Origin of the sequence: Actinomyces sp. oral taxon 181 (assembly GCF_018370895.1) — a bacterium.
Classification (GTDB): domain Bacteria; phylum Actinomycetota; class Actinomycetes; order Actinomycetales; family Actinomycetaceae; genus Pauljensenia.
Genome location: NZ_JAGYZL010000019.1, coordinates 1 through 24,881 on the forward strand (window position 1 = coordinate 1; position 24,881 = coordinate 24,881).

The following is a 24,881-nucleotide window of genomic DNA, read 5'->3' on the forward strand; positions in this document are numbered from 1 at the left end:
AGCCTCGAATAAATGCCTACCCGCGACCGACAAACCACTCACGCAAAAGAGCAATACGGGCCTCGATCTGCTCCGTCGTTGCTTGAGCAACTTCTGGTCCACCAGCCCTGCGTCGCAGTTCTGCGTGAATAGTTGCGTGAGGCTGCCCCGAACGCCTAGACCACGAGGACACCAAGCGAGAAAGCTCCTTGCGCTTAGCTGCTCGCAGTCGGTGTGCCGGGATGTTGGCATTCTCTTCACGTGCCCGCCGCGCACTCGCTTCACGTCGCTGAGTCGCCAGCTGTTCTTCTTGACGCGCTCGAAGCAAAGTGGTCACTTGTTCGGGTTCTAGAAGGCCCGGAATTCCCAAATATTCTTGTTCCTCGACAGAGCCGACATCGGCCTCGGTCCCCCACGCGGCACCATCAAAAAGCACGGAATCAAATTGCGCATCCGCACCCAAGGCCTCGAATTGATTGAGAAGATCACTCGAGGCGCTCTCACGCTTATTCGCCTGAGCAACCATGGCATCTTCGGGGTTCCACATGTCCCCCTCTTTCGAGGGAGGCCGGTTGAGTGCATGATCGCGCTGAACTTCCATCTCCCCGGCCAAATTCAGCAAGGGAAGAACGGAAGGAATGAACACCGTCGCGGTTTCGCCTCGGCGCCTGGCGCGCACAAAACGCCCAACCGCCTGCGCAAAGAAGAGGGAAGTCGAGGCGTTGGTTGCGTACACCCCAACACTCAGGCGCGGAACGTCCACGCCTTCTGAGACCATGCGCACAGCGACCATCCATTTATCGGTCGATTGACGGAATTCGTCGATGCGCTCAGATGCGTCAGCGTCATCGGAGAGAACAACCGTTGGACGCTGCCCCGTAATTGTTCGTAGCTGGCGCGCGTATGCACGGGCTTTATCCTGATCAGCCGCAATCACCAAACCGCCCGCGTCGGGAACCTGGCGCCTGACTTCCTCCAAGCGTTGATCGGCAGCTTGCAGCACTGCGCTGATCCACTCCCCCTTCGGGTCGAGTGCGGTTCGCCAAGCTTGCTTCATGAGGTCTTTAGTGAGGGGCTCGCCCAAACGCGCAGTATAAATATCGCCCGCATTCGTTCGCCACGACATCTGCCCCGAATAGGACATGAAGAGGACCGGTCGGACAACGAAGTCGCGCAGAGCATCGCCGTAACCGTAGGTGAAGTCGGCTTTGGAGCGCTTGATTCCCTCTTCGTCTTCTTCGTAGCGCACAAAAGGAATCGCAGAAGTGTCGGAGCGGAAAGGAGTACCGGTCAACGCAAGGCGACGCGTGGCCTCGTCGAAGGCGTCACGAACACCATCACCCCACGAGAGGGCATCACCCGCGTGGTGAATCTCGTCAAGAATCACCAAGGTGCGGTGAAGGCGCGTCCGGGCGGCGTGAACCATGGGATTGGATGCAACCTGTGCGTAGGTGACAGCGACCCCATCAAAGTGCGAACCCGCCATGCCTTGAGAGTTCGAGAACGCTGGATCGATGTGGATTCCAACGCGCCCAGCGGCCTCTGCCCACTGGCTTTTGAGGTGCTCGGTAGGGCAAACGACCGTAACTTTTTCAACAATGCCGGCTCCCATGAGTTCGACGGCAATCCGCAGGGCGAAGGTCGTTTTACCCGCGCCGGGGGTAGCAACCGCAAGAAAGTCTTGTGGTGAAGCCACCATGTATTGTTCCAGGGCTGCGGCCTGCCACGCGCGCAGACTTCCAGCTGTTCCCCAGGGGGCTCGGCGTGGGAAGGCAGGAGGAAGAGAAGTGGCTGCGGAAGAAGATGCGTGCGATGGCCCCTGCACAGTGGGACTCACTCCGCGGAACCCCCCTGGCCGTTCCCATCAGAAAATGGCCAATTCCTGCCGTTCTTACCCATGGAATCACGCAATTCCTTGCAGGTCGGGCAGACGGGGTATTTCGAGGCATCTCGAGTGGGGATCCAGACTTTTCCGCACAGGGCAACGACCGGCTGGCCGGTAATCATTGAGGAGTCGGCCTTATCACGGCGGACAAAGTGTGCGAAGCGATCGCCATCTCCGGGACTCTTCTCTTGTTCAACCTCGGTGCGCTCAAGCAAGCCTGTCGACGACTGGGTTTGCGGGCCTTGAGGCGCGGAAGGTCCCTGGGGTTCATCAAGAAAAGACATGTCCCCTATTGTAGGACGCGGCCGCTTCCGATGTTGATCAGAAACGGCCGCGAACACGGGAATTACGCTTGATGCTTAGCCCACACCTCGCGGTAGAAATCCGCAAGTTCCAAGCCCTGAGCTGCGGGTTCATCCAGAAGGACGACCGCATTGGGGTGCATCTGCAAAATGGTAGCGGGCCAACGGGCAGAAATCGCACCCTCAACCAGCTGACGGACGGCCTCGGCCTTTCCCGCACCGGTTGCAATCAGCAGGGCTTCTCCGGACTCCATGATGGTTCCCAGGCCCTGGGTGATGCAGTGGGTAGGAACCTTCGTAATATCGCCGTCGAAGAAACGAGCGTTATCGCGGCGAGTCTGTTCGGTAAGAACATCGACGTGAGTACGCGAGGCGAAGGACCCACCGGGCTCATTGAAGCCGATATGTCCGTCTGCACCGATTCCAAGGATCTGGAGGTCAATGCCGCCGGCATCGCGAATTGCCTTGTCGTAATCAGCCGCAGCCTGGTCATTGTCACCGGTCCAGACGTTGGGGCCGTGCGCGGCGCCCTTGGGGAAATCAACGCGATCAACGAGGAAACGGTGAATGAAGTTCGCGTAGCCCTCGGGATGGTCTTCGGGCAGGCCAACGTATTCGTCAAGGTTGAAAGACTGAGTGTTCGCGAAAGAAATTTCGCCGGCCTCGTAACGCTTGGTCAGCTCATCGTACAGGGGCAGCGGAGTCGAGCCCGTCGCAAGACCAAGTACTGCAGAAGGCTTGCGCTCCAGAAGACTTTGAATGCGATCGGCTGCGACGACGGCAATATCTTCGGGCGTGGGCAAGATGGCAATCCGCATTGGAACTCCTCATTGATGTTGGGATCGCGAGGCGCGGGCAGAGCTCTGGCCGCAAGAGTATGGGGTTTCGAGGCCAAGCAACGAACACGCCTGTGTGTACAGTTTGTGCGCCTTCAGCTTACACCCAGCTCTGTTGCCAAGCGAGCTAACTCATCTCCCGGCGTTGAGATGCGTGTGTGCCCCGGTCGGGGGACCGGGGCACACACGAGAGTGAAAATATCGATGCAGGAAACGCATCGAAGTTTCAGTATTTTTCAGCGCAAGGCTGAGTTCACTTGGCGACAGCCTTCTTCAGGGTGGAGCCAGCGGAGAGCTTGACGCCGAAGCCTGCGGGGATCTTGATCTCTTCGCCGGTGCGGGGGTTGCGGCCGGTGCGTGCTGCACGCTCAACGCGCTCGACGGAGAGCAGGCCGGTCACCTTGACGGTCTCACCCTTGGACAGGGACTCGACCAGGACATCCTGGAACGCAGCAAGGGCGGCGTCAGCGTGGACCTTCGAGATGTTGGCGCGCTCGGCGATCTTGGCAACAAGTTCAGTGCGGTTGACGGACATTGAAAAACCTCATTCTTGTCGGTTATGGATGCCACTTCGGTGGCTTCAGGGAACAGATTAAGGAATAAATGGCACTTTTGTCAGTTTTTCCGCGACTTTTAAGGGCGTGTCTTAATTTTTTGGAGTTTTTTGGGCGCTTTTTGTGTCAGGCAACACAGAATCGCTCTTCTTACGCATCTGTTACGGCTTGATCACACTTCGATGACAATTTATGAAAAGCGTCTTCGAACCTGCACTTAAAGAGGTAGTGTGCGAACTAGTCGATGAAGACCGATTGGGGATGGCTGCCATGGGAGTTTTCTCTTCACTCATCGGGGACATCCCCGGTGATCTTCCTGCAATAGATCACCTTGCGGCTCGAATTCATGACCAAGCGGAAGTAGTGCAGATTGTCGGCGACGAGTTCCGTACAACGATACAGAAAACAACGATATGGGCCGGCCGTTCTCGCGAAGCCTTTGAAGAGTCAGCGAATAGACAACAATATCGTTTCGCACACCTGTATGAGGGGCTTGAAGCAGCTGCATCCGATATTGCCGGGTATGCGCGCGAAGTCGCAAGCGCCAAACACTACGTCCACAATCGATTGCTCCCCCCGACTGGCAGAAATGGACCGAATCTATGAGGCTGCTTCGAAGAAAGAGCGTCCGGTCATTTACGCGAGCTTTTCGCACGAATCCGAATCGATCGCCCATGATTACTACGTCCGCATTGAATCTTTGAAATGGGCGGCAGAGATTCTGTCACAAGCATTGCATGAGGCATTGAGGCTCGAGCCTGTCTCGCGCGATAGATCCGTAGCAGGAACAGCTAATGACCCCTCACGTACACAGCGCCTCGATGAAGCGGATATCTCCCGAATCAACACAGAACTGTCCCTTTTGAAGAGCGGAAACTACAACCTTCACCAAGTGCGACAGGGAGCGATTGGTGACTGCTACTTTATTTCGGCAATTCTTGCACTTATGAACACCCCAAAAGGACAGGAACAGTTGGCGAAGGGAGTAACTCAACATTTCAATTCTTCAGGTCAAGTAGATGGATACATGGTGCGAATCTATGACAATCCGCTACTCCCCTCAGCAGGCAGTTATTCACTCGTGCTGGTACGCGAGACCTATGCGAATGGAGCAAACTCCGGAGGATCCGCCAGTATCGTTAGCATCTACGAAAAAGCATATGCCCAGCTCACACCTGGAGGCGTCAACGAGAGTTCCTTTCTCAACGGGGAAGGCATCACTTCCAACACTAACGGCCAAGGACTGCTGCGAGTCACGGGACGCGGAAGCCATTTAGTCAATTATCAAGAGGCGTCAATCAAGAGCATTTTCGGGTCAGGCCTGAGCTACGATGCTCAGGAACGCCAAGAAGTTGTAGACGCACTCCAGTCGGGAAAGCCGGTAACTACAGCAACGGTGTACGCACCGATATTTGGGAATGAGAATTCCCAACCGGCAGAAGTATCAATTGATGGACACCCAAGCCGAATCGATCTCTATGCACGGCATTCGTACATGATTAAAAGCGCGAATGAAACATCTGTAACACTCATAAATCCACACGGAGAAAACCGGTTGTCGTTATCGCAAACGCCTACGGATCACGGTGAGTTCTCGATGTCGTGGAGTGAATTTGAGAAGTATTTTGGTTATATCACGATCGGAGAAATTCCTTAATGATCAATAGATATCCAACAGCCCTGCTTCTGAGCAGTACTCTCACAATCCCACTATTACTTGGCGGATGCACACAGCATTACGAAGTGAAGGAACCCATGTCACAACCCTGCCAAACAGTCGCAGTACATTCCAATACCATTTTCCGTCCAGTCCGAGGAAGCCAATTTCCCAGCTTCATACTCAACGATGCACGAATTGAAAATGGACAGATGAAGGCAAACATCGGAGGCGGTTGGCCCGAGCATGTGGGCTTGCCCTCATACGGAGGAGACCTTGTGGAAGGAGAGCCTGTCACAATACCAGGCACCGGGACCTTCGAACTCATCGGCATCACTCTTTCACGCTGGGGCAACTCACCAGAAACCATCACTTTCTGCTTCACACCCGACCCCAACCTGCTCGACAACGCCAAAAAACACCTACCACCAGGCCAAACACTCCCACCCCAAGACGAGAACTAGGAAAACCCCATGCCGCACCAATCAACACCCACCACCATTGCATGCGACGTTACTGAGATGACACAACTCGCCAAACGCCTCGGCGACTACTTCGCTAAGATCCAGGAAATCACCATTCCCAGCGAGCACATCAACTTCGGATCTGCCGACGTGCTTAACGCCTACAGAGGTTTCAATGTTGATTTCACAACGCGACGTGACATCCTCAGCGTTTGGCTCAACGAGACCCCACATGCCATCTACAAGACACGAGATCAATTCATTCATCACGAAGAAACAAGCATTGAGGCCTTCGAAAAAGACAAAAGCACCTACCTCTAGAAAGCTATCCTCTCTCGCTTCTGAGTCAGGAGAACATAATCCCCTCACAGACACCGTTATCTTGGGCTTGCCACGTTCGCATTGCAATGAATGAAACAGATGATCAAAGGCGATTTTGCACGGCGAGTTCTCGATGACGTGGAGTGAATTTGAGAAGTATTTTGGTTACATCGCGATCGGAGAAATTCCGCAATGATCAAAAGACAGCCAAAAGCCCTGCTTCTGAGCAGCACTCTCACAATCCCTCTATTACTTGGCGGATGCGCACAGCATTACGAAGTGAAGGAACCCATGTCACAACCCTGTCGAACCGCAGCAGTACATTCCAACGCCGTCTTCTACCCAGTCCAAGGAAGCATCGATCCGAGTTTTGTCTTTTCAGGAGCCTGGATTGAAAACGGCAGAATGAAAACAACTCTAGATGGCGGGTGGGCATACGATCCTCCACTACTTGGTTATAACGGTGACCTCATTGAAGGAGAGCCTGTCACAATACCTGGCACCGGGACCTTCGAACTCATCGGCATCACTCTTTGACGCTGGGGCAACTCACCAGAAACCATCACTTTCTGCTTCACACCCGACCCCAATCTGCTCGATAACGCCAAAAAACACCTACCACCAGGCCAAACACTCCCACCCCAAGACGAGAACTAGGAAAAGCTCATGCCGCGAGAGCAATTTATGCTTGAATCATGAATTCGTCCATGCTCCGGCCATCATCCCTATCCCACGATTCCAGCATCGCACTCGTGGTAATTTTCATTGGCTTTCTGAGTATTGCAGCATTTAAGTACTTCATTTTGTGGACCCTCAAAGAAACAGACTATTCCACCCAAAAGAAACAGGACATTGTCAATAAATGGGGGATCCTCCCCTACATCGCGCTGAGCATCTATTCATTGACACATGCGAAAGCACTCTTGTTTTGCGCATCAGAGTGCACCTTTCACCTATCCAATGTCGCTATCACATTCTTCTTTCTCCCCACACTTATGACCATTGCCTACATCGTGACAGAGGTTTCTTTCGTCCAAAGCGCCATCATCTGGATTCTCGATAAAGTCATTCCTGGGCGACGAAGAACTCAGAATCGGACAAAACCGCGACATAGGAAATAGAGCGGGCAGCTGAATCCTTGAACTTCAGGAAGGGGAAGAAATCACACAGCAAGTCCACCACATCAAAAACTGCTGAGCGTACACTGAAAATATCCCAACACATGCAGTATTCAATTTGAAGGATATCCGCCCGTGCGCTCGATTTCTTCCACTGATCTTGATTCAACAGATCCCGTTTCCACCCCTTCACGTGACCAGCAAGCAACGGCCTCACCCCGCCGAAAACGAGGAATCCTTGTCTTCTCAGGGGTGGCCATCATCGCGATTGCAGCAAGCGGAGCTTATGCCTTTATCGCGCATTCGACTGCCGCGGCCGTGAAAGATGTTCAAGCTCAATTAGTCGCTGCGGATAGCGACTTCACCGCTGCCCGCGAGTCCGCACAGGCTTCCATTGCCTTGGCTGGCGAATACGGCCTTGAGTCAGAGAACGTCACCACACTCAAGTCTATTTACGCGGATTCGGACGCGACTGTTACCGCTCTGGCTGATGCTCCCAACAACGCGAAGGCCAGTAACGAAAAGATCGAATCCTTGAAGAAGGTCCTCGATCAAGCTAAGGCCTCCGCCAGCAAGCTCAACGCTGCTTTGGCCCCCATCGCAGGTGAACTCGACGACCTCACCATTAAGAAGCTCGATGAAGCCGCTAACAGGGCAAACCAAGCGCTTAACGACGCGAAGAATCTCATGAGTGAAACCGATGGGAAAGTCAAGGACAATGCGACCCGCGACGGCCTACAGTCCACCATCGACGACACCGCTAAGACTATTGATGAAGCACGCGAAGCTGTGAAGAACCGCTCGCACGTGGGCGATGACCGCAAGTGGAACGTCGATGAGGAAAAGAAGCTCACCGATTCCGTGAATGCTTTGGGTGAGAAGTCGAATCAGGTTCGCGACTCACGCACCCAGTGGGAAGCCGAGCAGGCCGCACAGGCTGCTGCCGCCTCATCTAACGCTGGCGGTTCTTCCTACAGTAACGGTGGCGGCTCTCATTCTCGTTCCACTGGTTCTACTGCTGGTCGCTCGTACAGCAACAACGGTGGCGGCTCTGCCGCACAGTCATCCGGTTCCACTGGCGGCTCTCAGGGCCGCGCTACCGGCGAGAGCTACTGGGTTCACACGGAAGAAGTAGACCCCAGTCTTGGTTGGACTTGCTCTGGCACTCTCGGAAGCGACCCCAGTCGTTGTTGGGGTCACGACGGCAAGGAAATGCACCGTGGCGCAAACGGTGTCTGGCACTGACCTCACTTCTCAACCAAAAGCACAACCACTCCAATAGAAAGCAGGCTAACTATGGCTACTCAGAACACGTTCACTATCGTCGGTGGTCTCACTGCCAGCCCCGCCCTCGGCAATCAATTCACGCGTCGAAGCTAGCGTGCCGGGAAACTGAATAAACGCAAGCGCCGAGGCCTCGAAACCCCACATGGATTTCAGGCCTCGGTGCTAGTTTGTATCGAATCAGTCGTCGTAGTGTTTGGTGCGCTCGATATCCTCTTCGATCTGCTCGCGAGTTACCCCCCGAACATCAAGCTCCGCCAGCGGCGTCATGCGATCCTTCTTGATGAGGTGATATCCCAGCCAGACTCCCAAGAAGAGCGGAACACCAATGTATGCCGAAATGATCTCCCACATCTGGCCAAGGAAGATCGCCTCATAGTTTTGGCCAAGCAAAACGATGAGGCACATACCGAAAGCCAAAATCGGTCCGAAGGGAAAGAAGGGGGCGCGATACGGCAGGTCCTCGAGCTTGTACCCCTGAAGAAGGTAGGCGCGACGGAAGCGAATATGACACGCCGCAATACCTAGCCACATAAAGATTCCCGAGACGCCGACGATACTCACCAACCAGGTGTATGCCGTTCCCTCACCAACCAGCGCCGTACAGAAGCCGAGAGCAGAAACAGCGGCAGTGGCGAGCATTGCATTGAGCGGGACTCCCCTCTTCGTCACGTGACAGAAAACGCGGGGGGCTTGACCAATGAGAGCCATCGAGTGCAGCATTCGCGAAGAAGCATAGAGCCCCGAGTTACCCGCCGAAAGAATAGACGTCAAAATAACCGCGTTCATCACGGCCGCAGCCGCTGCAATGCCCAAACGATCGAAGACCAAGGTGAAGGGCGAGTATGCGATATCTGATTCACTGCTGCGCAACAGATTCGGGTCAGTCAGCGGAATAAGGGATCCAATAACTGCGGTCACCCCAATTGCGATCATCTGCATATGTCACCGATTTAGCTTGCGAACCAAATCGGTACGTTCATGGTCAGGGTCCGAATCGGAACCAGATAAGTGTTACGTCTCAGACGTGTTGAGTGTTGAACGAGAAGGTAATTCGTTCATTATCGAATTCATCAGAATTATCGTGGCCAATATCTAATGGTTCACGAGAATAATCGATTTGACCTCTGGCGAAAGAGAGAGACGTACTTCGTTCCGCGCATCTTCATTGAAAGCCCAGCATTGCTATAGAAAGAACTCGGGGCCTGTGTCGTCGCAACACCGAACACAGGCCCCGAGCCTTCTTCTTTCTCCTTTTCCCCCAAAAGCCGAGGGAGGTACCCATTGCCTACACCACACAACCGGGAAAATTACCGGGTTGTCTTAGGGCGAGAGTAGGGTATCTGCTCAGTCTCTCAGGCGGTCAAAACCTGAGCGACAAGCATGAGGCCACCGAAGCCGAAGACGAAAGCAACCATTGGCCAGACGAACTTGAGCCAGTGAGAGTACTTCATGTCGAGCATCTGTAGCGTTGCCATAACCAGGCCGGTCGGAGCGAGGAAGAGCATCGCGTACTGCCCCCATTGGTAAGCACAAACGATGATCCAACGAGGCATACCAACGGTATCGGCCAGAGGAGCGAAAATTGGCATCGACAGAACGGCAAGGCCCGAAGAGGACGGGACGATGAATCCAAGGAAGAAGAAGATCACGAGCATCGCCAAGATGAACAGCGGACCGCTCATGCCTTCAACCATATTCGAGGAGTAGTACAGCAGCGTATCGGAGATCTTGCCTTGCTCCATGACGTAGTTGATACCACGAGCAAGACCGATGATCAGGGAGACACCCACCAAGCTCGACGAACCTTCGGTGAATGCATCAACCAGAGCCTTTTCGTTCAGACGGCTCTTACCGAAGAGCGAAAGGATCATAATGACAATCGTGATTGCGAGGAAGGATGCGGCCATGGTCGGGAACCACCAGCCCTGGCTCATAACACCCCACACCATGATTGGGAATGCGGCAACGAAGAGGACAAGGATGAGCTTCTTTTGCCAGTTAAACTCAAAGCCTTCATTATTACCCTTCAGGGCCCACTGAGCACTGAATGCTTCGTGATCTTCCCAAGTGTAGGATGCTGCAGGATTAGCCTTAATCTTTCTTGCGTACCACCACAAGTAGCCGATGACGACTGTCGCGCCGACAACACATCCAACAACACGCCAAATCAAGCCTTCAGTAAAGACAATGCCAGCGGCGTTAGACGCAATAACCACTGAGAAGGGGTTAATGGTCGAGAAGGTCGTTCCCATAGAGCCCGCTAGGAAGATGGCACCGACACAGATGATCGAGTCATATCCTAGCGCTAAGAAGACTGGGACAAGGATTGGATAGAACGCCACCGCCTCTTCTTCAAGGCCACAGCTTGTTCCGCCGAGCACCATCAGAAGTGAAACCATGAAGACGAGCGCAAACTCACGCCCCTTCGTCTTCTTCGTCAATGCTAGAAGGCCGGCTTCAAAAGCACCGGTAGCATTGACGACACCGATCAGACCACCAAGAACAAGGATGAAGACAATGATGTCGGCAGCTTCAACTGTACCGGTCACCATACTTTGGGTGATATCTGCAATTCCTTGGGGAGTCGAATCGAGACGCTGGTAGGTTCCGGGAATCGAAATTGGTTTTTTCAGAGATCCGCCAGTGAACTTTTCAATGCCGATCTTGACATTGAGTTTATCGAGTTGTTCCTGTGTTGCGGGAAGACTCTCGACTTCACCTTGAGGAGAGGTGACTTGAAGTGTCTGGCTCGAAGAATCGAACGCCAGCTTAGAGTAAGAACCTGCTGGGACCATCCAAGTTGCCGCAACAGCGATCACGGTAAGAATGAAGAGGATGGTGAATGCAGAAGGCACATGTAGTTTAAAACGCCGCTTTGGCGCTTCTGTTTGCGGAGTAGCTTGCGGATCCGCAACTGCTGTTGATGTCATTACAGACTCCAATGTCCTTTACAACGGTGTAGGTATAAAAATGTGCAACGCATTGCTGCCTCCACTCTGATTTCGCCAAGTGGAGGCAGCAACACGTGTGAGCACTACTCCGCGAGAATGCGAGTACCCGTTTCGCCTGCAAGCGCTTCCTTTGCGCGCTTCAGCGAGGTGATCAGGGCGCTCTTTCCAGCACTGCCCTCAACAAATCCCATGCAGGCCTCGACCTTCGGGAGCATTGAACCAGGCGCAAACTGGCCTTCATCGATGTAACGATGGCAATCTGCGAGCGTCATCGTTGCCAGATTTTCTTGATCCGGCTTGTTGAAGTTAATTGCAACCTGATCAACCGCGGTCAGAACAACCAGAAGATCAGCATTAACTTCCTGTGCCAGCAGTGCTGCCGAGCGATCTTTATCGATCACCGCAGGAACACCACTGAGCCCCTCATCGGTCGACACAACCGGAATACCGCCGCCACCAACGGCAACAACGATATGACCAGCATCGATCAATGACTTAACAACGGGAATCTCCACGATCCGAGTCGGCAGCGGGGAGGCAACCACCCAACGCCATCCACGTCCGGCATCCTCAACGTATGTGTTCCCCGTCTCTTCCATCAGAGCCTTGGCCTCTTCTTCGGTGAAGAAGGCGCCCACAGGCTTTGAGGGCTTAGAGAACGCAGGATCATCTGCGTTGACCTCAGTCTGTGTCACAACTGAGGCGCAGTGGCGGTCGATAGAACGAACAGAAAGTTCATTATCAATCGCCTGCTGGAGATGGTAACCAATGTAACCCTGCGACATTGCACCACATTCCGGGAACGGAATACTGGGAGTGCCGCCAACCTTAGTTGCCGAGTTATCAGTTGCAACCTTGATCATTCCGACCTGGGGACCGTTACCATGCGTAACGATCACATCATTGCCGAGCTCAACGAGATCAACAATTGTCCGAGCGGTCTCCTTGATCAGTTCAAGTTGCTCAGCGGGGGTATTACCAAGGGCATTACCACCAAGTGCGATTACAAGTCGCTGTCCCACAACAACCTCACTTCAAGGTTGCGTACATCACGGCCTTGATGGTGTGCATGCGGTTTTCCGCCTCATCAAAGACACGGGACTTCGAGGATTCGAACACTGCATCCTCAACTTCCATCTCGGTAACACCGAAACGCTCGGCAATATCTGCGCCGATTGTGGTCTTGGTGTCATGGAAAGAAGGCAGGCAGTGCATGAAGATCGACTCAGAATCGGTCAGGGCCATGAGCTTCTCGGTCACGCGGTAGGGGCTGAGCTCCTTAATGCGCTTCTCCCACAGCTCCGCCGGCTCGCCCATGGACACCCAGATGTCGGTGTAGACCACGTGAGCACCAGTGCATGCCTCAACCGGGTCATCGGTCAGCGTGATGCTTGCACCGGTCTCCTCGGCGATCTCACGGCACTGTGCAACAAGCTCGTCAGCGGGCATAAGGTCCTTCGGACCACATGCAACGAAGTGCAGACCAAGCTTCGAGCAAACAACCATCAGCGAGTTAGCAACGTTGTTACGAGCATCGCCCATGAACACGAACTTTAGGCCCTTGATTCCCTGAGGGAAGTTCTCCTGAACGGTGAGCATGTCGGCAATCATCTGAGTCGGGTGGAACTCGGTGGTCAGACCGTTCCACACAGGAACGCCGGCATTCGCCGCAAGATCCTCAACGATCTCCTGAGCGAAACCACGATATTCAATACCGTCGTACATGCGGCCGAGGACACGTGCGGTGTCCTCGATGGATTCCTTCTTGCCCATCTGAGAGCTGCCCGGGTCCAGGTAGGTGACGCCCATACCAAGATCCGAACCGGCGACCTCAAATGCGCAACGAGTACGCGTAGATGTCTTCTCAAACAGCAGAACAATATTCTTGCCTTCGAGGTAACGGTGGGGCGTCCCAGTAAGCTTCAGTGCCTTGAACTGGCTCGAGAGGTCGATGAGGTAGCGAACTTCATCAGAAGTGAAATCGAGGAGCTTGAGGAAATGGCGTCCACTCAAGTTAACTGGCATGACTTGTCCTTCCTGACAATCCATAGAAAACACCGGCAACCACCTTGGTACCGGACGACAGGTTGTAACCCTGCTCATAGGAAAGCTACACGTGTACCCTAAAAAAATGCAAGGCTCAAAACAAATTGTTAGAGGCTGTTAAGTAATCTCATTTTAAAGTTAGAACAAAGGATCCTTCTAGCGAGTCCTAAACATATTAAATTTCAACATAAGCAACAGCATAGTAGCAGTATCACAATGCAACCCAAGCTAAAGTTTAGGAAAGATGGCTTTTTCGCTTCAAACTGACTTTTTCAGAGAAAGCACAAACAAATCCATTCACACAATCGCTAAGAATTGAGCAAATTTGGCTCAAATTTAATGACAGTGTTCAAGAAAAATAGTCAAGCTTCCACAAAGGTAACCTTTAATAAAAGCAATAATAAAAGCTTGACTTTTTTCATCTTTCCAGACAGAAACTCATCGACTTATGCTACGCTCCGCCGCCTCGACGACGTTCATCAGCAAAAGCGCGCGCGTCATTGGCCCCACTCCCCCAGGATTCGGCGAGAGCCAGCCTGCAACACGGTCAACACCGTCTGCAACGTCACCCATCAGACATGCCTTCCCGCTTTCCGGGTCAACAACGCGAGAAACACCCACATCCAGCACAACAGCTCCAGGACGGACCATATCCGCAGTAATTAAGCCCGCATAACCCGTCGCAGCAACAACGATATCTGCCGCCCGCGTGTGCGCTGCTAGATCCCGTGTTCCGGTATGACAGATTGTCACCGTTGCATTGATGTCTTTACGCGTGAGCAACAGCCCAATTGAGCGACCAACAGTCACTCCACGTCCTACAACGCACACATCAGCACCATTAAGATCGATCCCATTGCGCTGAATTAACTCAATGACAGCACGCGGCGTACACGGCAGAGGAGAGGTAATAGCTTCACTCCCCCGCAGCACCAATCGGCCGAGATTTGTCGGATGAAGACCATCGGCGTCCTTGTCAGGATCCACAGCCTCGAGGACACGGTTCGCGTCTACTCCACGCGGCAGAGGAAGCTGAACTATGAACCCCGTACAGGTAGGATCTGCATTCAGACCAGCCACGGCCTCGAGAATCTGATCCTCACTGGCGTGAGCAGGAAGATCCACGCGAATCGATTCAATTCCCACCTCGGCACAGTCCCGATGCTTTCCATCAACATAGGCAACGGATCCCGGATCCTCACCAACCAAGACCGTTCCAAGCCCTGGAACAACTCCGCGAGAGCGCAAAACTTCAACCCTTGCACGAAGTTCATCTTTGATCTGAGCCGCACATGCTGTGCCGTCCAGAACACGAGCATCGCCTTCCCACGGAGCCCTCATTGATTCAGCCCCGCATAGAGAGGATGGGCATCCGTCAGAGCACGCACTCGCGCACGCAGAGCCTCAACTTCCACCTGTCCACTGGCCCCTTGAATCAGAGCCGTAGCAATAATGTCACCGACCTCTTCGAAATCAGCAACGCTAAACCCACGCGTCGCAAGCGCGGGAGTTCCAACACGAAGGCCCGAAGTCACCCTAGGCGGGCGAGGATCGAAAGGCACGGCATTGCGATTGACCGTAATACCAACCTCATGGAGAAGGTCCTCAGCTTGCTGTCCATCCAGCGAAGAGTTCACTAGATCAACCAGAACGAGGTGCACATCGGTACCACCCGTCACCAAGCGAATCCCCGCGGCCTGAGCATCGGGAGCTAATAGGCGTTGCGCAATGGCCTGAGCGCCGTCCAAGGTACGCTGCTGCCGATCGCGGAATTCCTCGGTCTGAGCAACCTTCATCGCAATGGCTTTCGCGGCAACAACATGCATCAACGGACCACCCTGCTGGCCGGGGAAGACCGCACTATCCAGCTTCTTGCCCCACTGCTCTCCCCGCGAGGACAGGATCATTCCCGAACGCGGGCCACCCAAAGTCTTATGGACAGTCGTGGTCACAATATCTGCGTGAGGAACCGGTGAGGGATGCAAACCAGCGGCAACTAAGCCCGCGAAGTGGGCCATATCAACCCACAACACAGCTCCGACCTCGTCGGCAATTTCGCGGAATGCTGCAAAGTCCAGATGACGCGGATAAGCCGACCATCCCGCGATCAAGACTCGCGGGCGTTCGCGCAGTGCAGTCTCGCGAACTTTTTCGGGTTCAATACGCATCGTCTGAGGATCAACCTCGTAGCCAACAGCATGATAATTCTTGCCCGAAAAGTTCAGGCGCATTCCATGAGTGAGGTGGCCGCCGTGGGCAAGGGAAAGGCCGAGGAGAGTATCGCCGACATTCGCCATTGCCATGAGAGCGGCCGCGTTTGCCTGGGCACCCGAGTGAGGCTGAACATTAACGTAATCCGCGCCTTGGAAGACTTCCTTTGCGCGTGAAATCGCCAGAGATTCCGCAACATCAACGAACTCGCATCCACCGTAGTAGCGACGGCCCGGGTAGCCCTCCGCGTACTTGTTTGTGAGGACAGAGCCTTGCGCCTCAAGTACCGCACGCGGAACGAAGTTTTCCGAGGCGATCATTTCCAGCGTGTGCTGCTGGCGTTCCAATTCGCTATCCAAAACCGCCTGGATTTCAGGATCGAGCTGGCGCAGTGGGAGGTCATTGAGCGTATCCATTGCGAGTCCTTGCAAAGTCGTGAGCCGGGTAGTCCCCGAATTTTGCCTTTACTTTACCCCACGACGAGGCCACTTCCGAGGTTTCGTCCAAAATCGTCCATTTCGTAGGAACTAAGGCCTAGCTAAATTTTCTTAATTACGATAATCTTTCTCAAAGTTCGGCTAAACGAACTTTTTGGCGAAGAAAGCCATAATTAGATAACACCCCAATGAAGAGGAACTTCAATGTCCGCCGTTCACTCGCGTTCATTCCTTACCGCCACAGCAGCCTGCCTACTGGGCGCGACCTCGATCGCCTCGTGCTCAACTGCATCTTCACAGTCAGGCTCCACCCCACTCTCCCTCGTCGCAAGCACCACCCAGATCTGCGACTATGTCACCCAAATTGCGCAGCAGCCCTCGGCACAAAACTCCATCTCGCTCGATAAAACTGATGCCGCGGGAACGCAATCTCATATAGGGGCCCCAGCCGAGCAAGCCAGCACAAAAGTGCAACTCACGTGCCTACTTGCGCCCAATGCCTCGGCACACGAGCACGAAATGACTCCCCAGCAACTGCAAGCCCTTACGCAAGCGAAAGTTTTTCTTGTCTCTGGAGTAGACCTCGAGCATTTCCTCGATCAGGCAGTGAGCGCTTCGGGCTTCAAAGGAACGATGGCGGTGACCTCGGGTGTTCTTAGCGCACGCGATATCGAAGATCCGCAGAACCGCCCACAAAGAGACAAACTGCTTCCCTACTCGGTTTCCCGAGGCAGTCATACAGTCGAGGTTGCACCCTGGCCTTTCCCGCCAGAAGAAGGAGAAAGCGAGCCGGAGTTCGCATACGATCCTCACGTCTGGACCTCTCCAGCGAACGCTGCACTGCAGGTCCGCAACATCGGAGAGTTCCTCTCAGCAGCGGACCCGGATCACGCCGAGGCATACAGCGCGGCAAGCGAAGAATACGCAAAGCGTATCGATTCCCTCGACGCGTGGGCAAAGGCCAGCTTTGATAGCGTTCCCACCGATAAGCGCGTCCTTTTTAGCTCCCACGACGCCTTCGGATATTTGTCGAAACGCTACGGCATTCATTTCATCGGTGCAGCACTTTCTGATTTCAACGAACAGCAGGATGCAACCGCTGACCACATCGCAAAGGCAAGCGAGGAAGTGAAGAAATCTGGAGCGAGCGCGATTTTCGCAGAGAACTCCAATAACTCGAAGTCAATTGAAACGATTGCACGCGCCGCGGGAGTCAAAGCCATCATCGGCGATGACGCGCTCTACGGAGATTCCCTTGGACCCGTGGGCAGTGAAGGCGAAACCTACATCGGCTCGATCATCCATAACGTCACAACCATGACACAAGCCTGGGACGGAACGATCGCTCCCCTGCCTTCGGAGCTCAAGCATTAAGCGATCATTATGAACGCAGATGCTCATATGCTTTCAGACCCTGACGAGGGCCGCGATGTTGGCGCCACTGTCTTCTCAGCCAAAAATGCCAGCATCGGCTACTCCCAGACACCGGTCCTGACGGGAATCACCCTCTCGCTCAGCCCCGGACATGCCCTTGCTTTGATCGGTCCAAATGGATCGGGAAAGACAACGCTCATGCGAGCGCTCTTGGGAAGCGCTCAAGTCATATCTGGAGAAGTGAGCTGCCCGCTGGATTTCCTCGGCTACGTCCCACAAAACAGTGATATCGACTTGAGCTTCCCAATCAACGTTCGTCAGGTCGTCGAAATGGGAATGTACCCCAAGACAAAACTTCTACGTCCACTCAGTCGTGAACAGAAAGAAGCGGTCAGTGCAGCATTAGAACAGATTGGCTTAGTCGAGCGTGCCCGCGAGCGCTTTGGGACCCTTTCCGGCGGCCAACGCCAGCGCGTTCTGGTCGCGCGCGCCTTGGTCGCCAAGCCTCGCATGGTATTGCTTGACGAACCCTTCAACGGTTTGGATGAGCCCAACCGCGAAGCTCTTCTCTCGCTCATCAACCAAGCAAAAGCTCAGGGAACCGCGTTCATGATTTCAACCCATGACTATCGGGTCGCAACTGAGGTCTGCGATGAGAGCCTCATCGTGGCTGGACGCCAAGTTGCCTACGGGCCAACCTCCCAGGTTTTCCGTCCGGAAATCATCAATGAAGCTTTCGGCGGGATTAACAATGTTTAACGCGATCGTAAGCGCTCCGCCCCTGTGGCAGTCTCCATTTTTCCTTCGCCCCCTACTCTTCCTTGTACTCTTCGGGATTGCATCGGGCGCGGTTGGGACCTTGGTGAATCTTCGCAACTGGCAATTCGGTGCCGAGGCCTCGGTCCATTCGATCTTCCCGGGGATCGTCGTTGGCGCGGTTTTCGGCGGTATCGATTGGATCCCCGCGGGCGGGGGAATCTGCGCGATATTCGTTGCTGCCGCATTAACCTGGGCGATGCGCCGCCGCGCACACGAGGCCGCCGCAGCAGTTGTCCTGACCTCTTTCTTCGCGCTCGGCGTCATTATTTCCCTCAAGAAGGGCGATATGTCGGGCCAAATGGAAGCGCTGATGTTTGGCCGCCTTCTGGAAGTTACTCCCCAGCGCATGGCGATTTCCCTCATCTTTTGCCTTTTTGCCTGCGTCCTAGTCGTTCTTTCGTGGCGCGCTCAGCTCATGTGCGCCTTTGACAGTGCGGGAGCACTCGCCGCGCGAGTACCCACGAGGCTGTGCGATGCCTGCCTCAACGCCGCGATGTGCGCAATCGTCGTCGCGGGGGCCTCGGCAATCGGTGTTCTTTTGGTCGTGGGGTACCTCATTGTCCCCGCACTCGCCGCCCGACTTCTTTCCTCTTCACCGAGGCAGATGCTGGCTTATTCGGTACTTCTTTCCTGCGCAGGTGGGGCGCTGGGGATGGTAACTCTCCTGGTTCCCCTTTCCAGGCCTACTTCACCTCAAGCCTCGGTTGCTCTGACCCAAGTGGCTCTGTGCGCAGTCATCGTCGGACTGCACAGAGCACGAAAGAAAGTTCGGACATGTTAGCGATCCTTCTCCTTCCTCTGTGCGAGCTGGCGCTGCTAGGAATTCTCTCCGGAATCGTTGGGACGATGACTGTCCTGCGCGGGCGCGTGTTCTTTGCTGAGTCGATCACGCACGGAGCCTTTCCGGGTGCGGTGATCGGTGTCGTGTGTGCATCTGTTTTCACTAGGGATCACAGCATTCTTGCCCTCTGTGTTTTCTTGGGCGCACTGGGTTTGTGCTTGCCGCTTTCTGCATTGATGAGCGCTTTGGCACGAATCCCAGGAGTCTCGGGCAGCGCTGCTGCCGGGGTCGTCTTGACCTTCAGTTTTGCCTTGGGCTATTTCCTCTCGAAGTGGTTTGCTCCCCTGCCCTTGCAGATTTCGAGTTTCCTCACGGGCTCAATCATGACCGTTACCCCGGTGGATATTGCGCTTGCAGGCATGGCATTGGTCTGCGCGCTATGTATTCTTACCTTGCGCGGACGCCACATTCTTCTCTTGTCTTTCGACGCACAGGGATACCGAGCAGCCTTTCGTTCCTCCCCCGGCGCCTTTGTGCTCACCGACGCGCTTATCTCTGCTCTTATCACGGTTTGTCTCATCGTGATGATTCCCGCGGTGGGCACACTGCTTCCCTTGGCATTGCTTATTGCACCAAGTGCCGGTTTGATGCGTTTTATTGCCCGACCCGGAGTCTTAATGGTCGCTTCAGCGCTCGCAGCTCTTGTAATTTCTGCCTGTGGTTTCACAATTTCCCTCATTCTTGAGCTATCAACGGGCGGATGCATTGCTTTAGCGGCAGGAATTTTCTTCTGCGGGTGCGTGACGTGGGAGGCTTTGTCATCGAGGCCAAAAGCCAACTAACACCCCCGTACAGCAGTGCGTTATACAACCAAAATTAGGCATGAAAACATGCGCCTCACTCAACAAAAGGGGCGCCGCAATGCGGCGCCCCTCATGCAGTTAGACCAAGAAAGTCAGGCGAAGCAGCTCTTGATCAAACCGTAAATTTCAGCGAACTTCACTTGATGAAGCCAAGCTGCTTCACGGTGTTGTATTCATCCTGCAGTGCAGCAATGTTGTGCTCGATGCCAGCGCGAGTTGCCTCAGAAACCTCCAGGCCCTCGACAACCTGCCACTCGCCACCATCAGAGGTGACGGGCAAGCCGAAGCACAGGCCGGCGGGAACACCATAGTGCTCTCCATCAGTCATGATGGCGGCGGTGGTGAACTCACCTGCGGGGGTTCCCAGAACCCAGTCGTGCATGTGGTCAATTGCAGCGTTTGCTGCGGAGGCGGCCGAAGATGCACCACGAGCCTCGATGATGGCCGCGCCGCGCTTAGCAACGGTCGGGCGGAAGTAATCCGAGAGCCAGGCCTCGTCAACAAGACCGGACGCAGCCTGTCCACCAACGGTCGCGTAGGAGACATCGGGGTACTGGTCAGCAGAGTGGTTACCCCAAACAACCAGGTTCTTCACGTCGGCCACAGCAGCACCGGTCTTGTGTGCCAGCTGCGACACTGCGCGGTTGTGATCCAGACGCATCATGGCGGTGAAGCGCGATGCGGGAACGTCGCCTGCTGCGTGAGCAGCGATGGTGGCGTTGGTGTTGGCCGGGTTGCCAACGACCAGGACGCGCACGTCTTCAGCTGCACCATCGTTGATGGCCTTGCCCTGAGGACCGAAGATACCGGCGTTTGCCTCGAGCAGATCGGCGCGCTCCATGCCTGCACGGCGAGGCATTGCGCCCACGAGGAAGGCAGCGTTAGTTCCCTGGAATGCTGCAGTGGCGTCATCGAAGATATCGACACCGGCGAGCAGCGGGAATGCGCAGTCATCCAGCTCCATTGCGGTGCCTTCAGCAGCCTTCACGCCCTGGGGGATCTCAAGCAGGTTGAGCTTAACGGGGGTATCGGGTCCGAAGACAGCTCCCGAGGCGATGCGGAAAAGAAGGGCGTAACCGATGTGTCCGGCTGCACCGGTGACGGTGACAATACGAGGTTCTGCCATTGTGGGCACTCCTTCAGTTATTTCGTGCGGCTATCCATCGCCGCAACGACCTGATGATCGTTACTCCTCAAGCCTATTGCCTCGAAGGACTAATTCGCGGTGTCAGCAGTCCCAAGTACGACAGGAATCCAGCATTTCTACCTATGATCTCCATCACAGAGAATCTTTTAGTGATCCATAAACACCCAAGTCCCACTCAGCTGCAGGTCGGCGGACCTACTATGTCTAAGTGAGCGATCCTCAGAATTCAGCCCCAGACACCTTCGCTTCGCGCATCGGCCGCATATGCACCGTGCATAGAAGTGCACTTGCTATTGCCGCAGCAATCGTTGGCACATTTGCCGGATCCGCAGCGGTCCTCTTCAATCTCATGATTGGCGCGTGGACCTGGGTCACTACCGGGTACTGGGACTACACGCAGCACATCGGCCAGGCACACGGACGACTCAATATTCCGGCCTGGATATTCCTCCTCATTGCTCCCGTAATCTCGGCTTTCATTTACGGCCCGCTCATCTCACATTTTGCCCCTTCTGCAAAGGGGCACGGGATTCCCGAGGTTATGCTGGCCGTCCAGAAAAAAGGGGGATATATCCCCGCAAAAGTCGCAGTTGTCAAACTACTCGCTTCTGCCCTCACCATCGGAGGAGGCGGTTCTGCAGGGCGAGAGGGCCCAATCGTCCAGATTGGCGCCTCTTTAGGTTCCTCGTTTGCTTCACTCCTGCATCTTCCCAAGGAACGAGTGATCCTTTTAGCGGCCTGCGGTAGCGGGGCGGGAATCGCAGCGACTTTCCATGCTCCCCTAGCCGGCGCTTTCTTTGCTTTGGAGGTAATCCTCACCCAATTCACTGCCGAGGCCTTTGGCTACGTTGTCGTTTCCTCTGTCCTTGCCTCATTGGTCACGCGGGCCGCCGTTGGAGATCATCCCCTCATTGATTTAGGCGAGACTTTCCCCTTGCAGTCACTTCCCGATATCACGTGGGTCGCCATCCTCGGTGTCATCGCGGGACTTATCGGACTCGCTTTCTCAAAGTTCCTTTATCTCAGCGAGGACTGGATTGATGCTTTCTGGTCACATATTCCCCTCCCCAACTGGTGCCGCGCAGGGGTCTTGAGCATTGCTTTGGGAGCAGCACTCATCGCTTTTCCTTACATGTACGGTTCGGGCTACCCCATCGAAATTTCTGCGATTTTTGGCTCTTACTCGATACCTTTCCTCGCTCTTCTATTAGTCGGAAGAATTCTCTATACCTCATACACCATCGGTATCGGCGGATCAGGAGGAATTTTTGCCCCAACGCTCTTTATGGGAGCAATGACGGGGATGGTCTTCGGCCAACTTGTTTCCCCTTGGGCAGTTTCTCAAAGCGCGATCTTTGGCGTCATCGGAATGGGAGCAGCTTTTGCTGGAGCAGCACGCGCACCAATGACCGCGGTTCTCATCATCGTCGAGATGACCGGTCAATATTCTTTGGTTTTACCAATGATGCTCGCTGTCATCATTGCCACCTTCACTTCGCGACTTTTCACCCGTTCAACGATCTACACAGAGAAGCTTCGTCGCCGAGGTGACGTCCTCCACGAACCCGTCGACGACACCCTGCTTGGCCGCCAAAGCGCAGGTCAACTCATGACAAAGCCAAGCCAAGTATTGACAGATGACATGACGCTTCTACAGGCGCAGGAGTATTTCCAAGCAGCCTCTGCCCCGTCTCTTCCTGTCATCGCCGCAACAGACCGCTATCGTGATCAGCCCCGTTACTTGGGCATGCTCACTGCACATGAATTCAGCTCTTTCCTTTCACGCGGACTCCCCCCACACACACGAATCTCCTCTCTTGCGCTAGACACGTCTTGTTCACTCCCCATGTCAGCTCGTCCCTCCCTGATCCTTTCTCGCATGAGCGCAGACGATAATCCCTGGGCGCTCGCGGTCGTGGACGAGGATCTCACCACTCCTCATCTCCTGGGATGGATTACCCAACAGAGCCTCGTGAAGAAAATTGCTACGCAACAGAAGCGCGCAATCTCAGCAGGACATAAAACATCATGGGGATCTCGTTGGAAAGAACACCATTCTCACGCTTCTGGACACGTAGACTGAAGGCATGTCTGAAACACCCGCACACCCGGAACTTCCAGCCGAGAACACCAACGCTTTGCCCGCAGAACCAGCCTCAGGTAACGAAGACGTTATCGACGGCGAAACCCACGCCTTAGAATGGCATGCGCCCGTCCTGGTTCGTATTGACGAGCACACAACAATCCCTCATCTATTAGCCAAGCGCGTTCAGCGCGCACCCCGACGCCCGCTGATTGCACGCAAGCTCGAAATGGGGTCAACATGGCAGAACATGACTGCCGCAGAGTTCTACGAAGACGTCCAGACCACCGCAGCTGGGCTCATCGGTCTGGGGCTTAACTATGGTGATGCAATCGCGATCATGTCACGAACACGCTACGAGTGGACGCTCCTAGACTTTGCCGCATGGACCGCGGGGTTACTCCCCGTTCCGATTTATGAAACGGCCTCGGGTGAGCAGATTGAGTACATCATCAAAGATGCAGACGTTCGTGCCGTAGTGACGGAAACAGTCACCCAGCGCGAACTGGCACTAGATGCATGTCACCGCCTTGGTAAAGATGACATCACAGTGCTCTCTCTTGACGCGGAAGCAATGCAGACGATCCGAGATGCGGGTATCACAGTGCCACGCGCGTCTGTTGCAGCCCGAACTCAAGCACTGACTACCGATACCCTGGCAACGATTGTTTACACATCGGGGACAACGGGACGCCCGAAGGGCACTGAAATCACCCACGGCAATTTCACTGAGCTCGCGCTCAACTCCCACGCATGGATGCCTGAAATTGCCATGGGGCAAGATTCACGTTTGCTCCTTTTCCTTCCCCTCGCCCATGTTTTCGCGCGCTTCCTCCAGGTATTCCAGCTCAGTGGCGAAGGAATCCTTGGCCACACCCCTGATATCAAGAATCTGCTCTCGGACCTAGCGACTTTCAAGCCTTCTTATCTGCTTGTTGTTCCTCGTGTCCTTGAAAAGATTTACAACTCTGCCGATGCGAAAGCTGGTCGCGGTGGAAAGCAAAAAATTTTCCGCTGGGCTGCAAATGTGGCTGTCGAATACTCGCAGGCACTTGAAACTCCCGAAGGTCCCTCACGCCGCCTAAAGATGCAGCACGCTGCCGCTACTCGCTTGGTTTATTCAAAGATTCTGCAGCTTGTCGGCGGCAACGCTCACTACATCATCTCCGGCGGCGCTCCCCTATCGCAAAGACTTGCCCATTTCTACACCGGACTTGGACTTCCCGTTTTGGAAGGCTACGGCCTGACAGAAACTGTGGGTCCTCTTTCCGTGAATACACCCCGCTTGTCAAAGATTGGCACCGTCGGACCAGCGCTTCCTCCCCTCTCGGTGCGTATCTCCGAAGAAGGAGAAATCCTTATTAAGGGGCCATCGGTTTTCCGCGGCTACCACAACAATCCCGAGGCCACTGCCGAGGCCTTTACCGAGGACGGTTGGTTTAAGAGCGGTGATTTAGGTTCGCTTGACCGCGATGGCTACGTCCGAATTACGGGTCGCGCTAAAGACATTATTGTCACTGCTGGTGGGAAGAACGTCGCACCAGCATCACTGGAAGACCCCTTGCGTGGGCATCCTTTGATCTCACAGGTGATTGTTGTGGGCGATAAGCGTCCCTTCATTTCGGCACTCATCACTCTCGACCCGGAAATGCTTCAATTGTGGCTCAAAAACCACGGATTGCCTCCCATGTCAATCAGCGAGGCAGCCACGAATATCGAGGTGCTTTCAGCTCTGGAACGTGCCGTTGAGCGTGCGAATGAACATG

The 24,881-nt window shown here is 54.6% G+C and carries 21 protein-coding genes and 1 pseudogene; 11 read left to right on the plus strand and 11 right to left on the minus strand.

Annotated elements, in window-relative coordinates; translation table 11 throughout:
* Positions 1-16: 16 nt before the first annotated feature.
* The 4 genes from KHW85_RS07865 to KHW85_RS07880 form a co-directional block, all read right to left on the minus strand.
* The gene (locus KHW85_RS07865; RefSeq protein ID WP_291459499.1) at positions 17-1,804 is read right to left on the minus strand and encodes a DEAD/DEAH box helicase; all 1,788 of its coding nucleotides are present in this window, start codon (positions 1,802-1,804) and stop codon (positions 17-19) included.
* 8 nt (positions 1,805-1,812) lie between these two features.
* The gene (locus KHW85_RS07870) at positions 1,813-2,148 is read right to left on the minus strand and encodes a DUF3039 domain-containing protein (RefSeq protein ID WP_009409108.1); all 336 of its coding nucleotides are present in this window, start codon (positions 2,146-2,148) and stop codon (positions 1,813-1,815) included.
* Between the two features lie 62 nt (positions 2,149-2,210).
* Positions 2,211-2,984, minus strand: a complete 774-nt coding sequence (gene nagB / locus KHW85_RS07875; RefSeq protein ID WP_291459481.1) for a glucosamine-6-phosphate deaminase — start codon at positions 2,982-2,984, stop codon at positions 2,211-2,213.
* 271 nt (positions 2,985-3,255) lie between these two features.
* Complete coding sequence (locus KHW85_RS07880) at positions 3,256-3,537, minus strand: HU family DNA-binding protein (RefSeq protein ID WP_009409106.1); 282 nt, start codon at positions 3,535-3,537, stop codon at positions 3,256-3,258.
* Positions 3,538-3,748: 211 nt separating this feature from the next.
* Between KHW85_RS07880 and KHW85_RS07885 the strand changes: the two genes are divergently transcribed.
* The 5 genes from KHW85_RS07885 to KHW85_RS07905 all read left to right on the plus strand — a co-directional run bounded on the left by KHW85_RS07885 (position 3,749) and on the right by KHW85_RS07905 (position 8,361).
* Positions 3,749-4,162 (plus strand): hypothetical protein, encoded by a 414-nt coding sequence (locus KHW85_RS07885; RefSeq protein ID WP_291459482.1) that lies wholly within the window; start codon positions 3,749-3,751, stop codon positions 4,160-4,162.
* Positions 4,146-5,213 (plus strand): hypothetical protein, encoded by a 1,068-nt coding sequence (locus KHW85_RS07890; RefSeq protein ID WP_291459483.1) that lies wholly within the window; start codon positions 4,146-4,148, stop codon positions 5,211-5,213. The genes KHW85_RS07885 and KHW85_RS07890 overlap by 17 nt, the downstream gene beginning before the upstream one ends.
* Before the next feature lie 473 nt (positions 5,214-5,686).
* Positions 5,687-5,998: a hypothetical protein gene (locus KHW85_RS07895; RefSeq protein ID WP_291459484.1), complete on the plus strand. Its 312-nt coding sequence runs from the start codon at positions 5,687-5,689 to the stop codon at positions 5,996-5,998.
* Positions 5,999-6,403: 405 nt separating this feature from the next.
* Complete coding sequence (locus tag KHW85_RS07900; RefSeq protein WP_291459485.1) at positions 6,404-6,535, plus strand: hypothetical protein; 132 nt, start codon at positions 6,404-6,406, stop codon at positions 6,533-6,535.
* A gap of 716 nt (positions 6,536-7,251) precedes the next feature.
* Positions 7,252-8,361: a hypothetical protein gene (locus KHW85_RS07905; protein ID WP_291459486.1), complete on the plus strand. Its 1,110-nt coding sequence runs from the start codon at positions 7,252-7,254 to the stop codon at positions 8,359-8,361.
* 219 nt (positions 8,362-8,580) lie between these two features.
* Here the strand turns inward: KHW85_RS07905 and KHW85_RS07910 are convergent.
* The 6 genes and pseudogenes from KHW85_RS07910 to glyA form a co-directional block, all read right to left on the minus strand.
* Positions 8,581-9,327, minus strand: a pseudogene (locus KHW85_RS07910) (amino acid permease); the annotation flags it as partial.
* Between the two features lie 428 nt (positions 9,328-9,755).
* Positions 9,756-11,333 carry a YfcC family protein gene (locus KHW85_RS07915; RefSeq protein WP_291459487.1) on the minus strand — a complete coding sequence of 526 codons (1,578 nt, stop codon included), beginning with the start codon at positions 11,331-11,333 and terminating at the stop codon, positions 9,756-9,758.
* 104 nt (positions 11,334-11,437) lie between these two features.
* Positions 11,438-12,376, minus strand: a complete 939-nt coding sequence (gene arcC, locus KHW85_RS07920) for a carbamate kinase (protein WP_291459488.1) — start codon at positions 12,374-12,376, stop codon at positions 11,438-11,440.
* A gap of 7 nt (positions 12,377-12,383) precedes the next feature.
* Positions 12,384-13,379: an ornithine carbamoyltransferase gene (argF, locus tag KHW85_RS07925; protein WP_291459489.1), complete on the minus strand. Its 996-nt coding sequence runs from the start codon at positions 13,377-13,379 to the stop codon at positions 12,384-12,386.
* Positions 13,380-13,838: 459 nt separating this feature from the next.
* Complete coding sequence (locus KHW85_RS07930) at positions 13,839-14,741, minus strand: bifunctional methylenetetrahydrofolate dehydrogenase/methenyltetrahydrofolate cyclohydrolase (protein ID WP_291459490.1); 903 nt, start codon at positions 14,739-14,741, stop codon at positions 13,839-13,841.
* A complete protein-coding gene (gene glyA, locus KHW85_RS07935; RefSeq protein WP_291459491.1) occupies positions 14,738-16,027 on the minus strand; it encodes a serine hydroxymethyltransferase in 1,290 nt (429 codons plus the stop codon). The genes KHW85_RS07930 and glyA overlap by 4 nt, the downstream gene beginning before the upstream one ends.
* Before the next feature lie 225 nt (positions 16,028-16,252).
* Between glyA and KHW85_RS07940 the strand changes: the two genes are divergently transcribed.
* Genes KHW85_RS07940 through KHW85_RS07955 form a run of 4 tightly spaced genes read left to right on the plus strand, consistent with a single transcriptional unit; the run spans position 16,253 to position 19,864 of the window.
* A complete protein-coding gene (locus tag KHW85_RS07940) occupies positions 16,253-17,422 on the plus strand; it encodes a metal ABC transporter substrate-binding protein (RefSeq protein WP_291459492.1) in 1,170 nt (389 codons plus the stop codon).
* Between the two features lie 9 nt (positions 17,423-17,431).
* A complete protein-coding gene (locus KHW85_RS07945) occupies positions 17,432-18,181 on the plus strand; it encodes a metal ABC transporter ATP-binding protein (protein WP_291459493.1) in 750 nt (249 codons plus the stop codon).
* Positions 18,150-19,022 carry a metal ABC transporter permease gene (locus KHW85_RS07950; RefSeq protein WP_291459494.1) on the plus strand — a complete coding sequence of 291 codons (873 nt, stop codon included), beginning with the start codon at positions 18,150-18,152 and terminating at the stop codon, positions 19,020-19,022. Before KHW85_RS07945 ends, KHW85_RS07950 begins: the two co-directional genes overlap by 32 nt.
* Positions 19,016-19,864, plus strand: a complete 849-nt coding sequence (locus tag KHW85_RS07955) for a metal ABC transporter permease (RefSeq protein WP_291459495.1) — start codon at positions 19,016-19,018, stop codon at positions 19,862-19,864. Before KHW85_RS07950 ends, KHW85_RS07955 begins: the two co-directional genes overlap by 7 nt.
* Before the next feature lie 157 nt (positions 19,865-20,021).
* Here KHW85_RS07955 and KHW85_RS07960 read toward each other — a convergent pair whose 3' ends face one another.
* Positions 20,022-21,011, minus strand: coding sequence for a malate dehydrogenase (locus KHW85_RS07960; RefSeq protein WP_291459496.1), 990 nt, complete (start codon positions 21,009-21,011; stop codon positions 20,022-20,024).
* Between the two features lie 229 nt (positions 21,012-21,240).
* On the opposite strand from KHW85_RS07960, the gene KHW85_RS07965 reads away from it, so the two are divergent.
* Positions 21,241-23,115 carry a chloride channel protein gene (locus tag KHW85_RS07965; RefSeq protein WP_291459497.1) on the plus strand — a complete coding sequence of 625 codons (1,875 nt, stop codon included), beginning with the start codon at positions 21,241-21,243 and terminating at the stop codon, positions 23,113-23,115.
* A 4-nt stretch (positions 23,116-23,119) separates the two neighbouring features.
* Positions 23,120-24,881: AMP-dependent synthetase/ligase (locus KHW85_RS07970; RefSeq protein ID WP_291459498.1), on the plus strand; the 1,762-nt coding region annotated here is incomplete at its 3' end.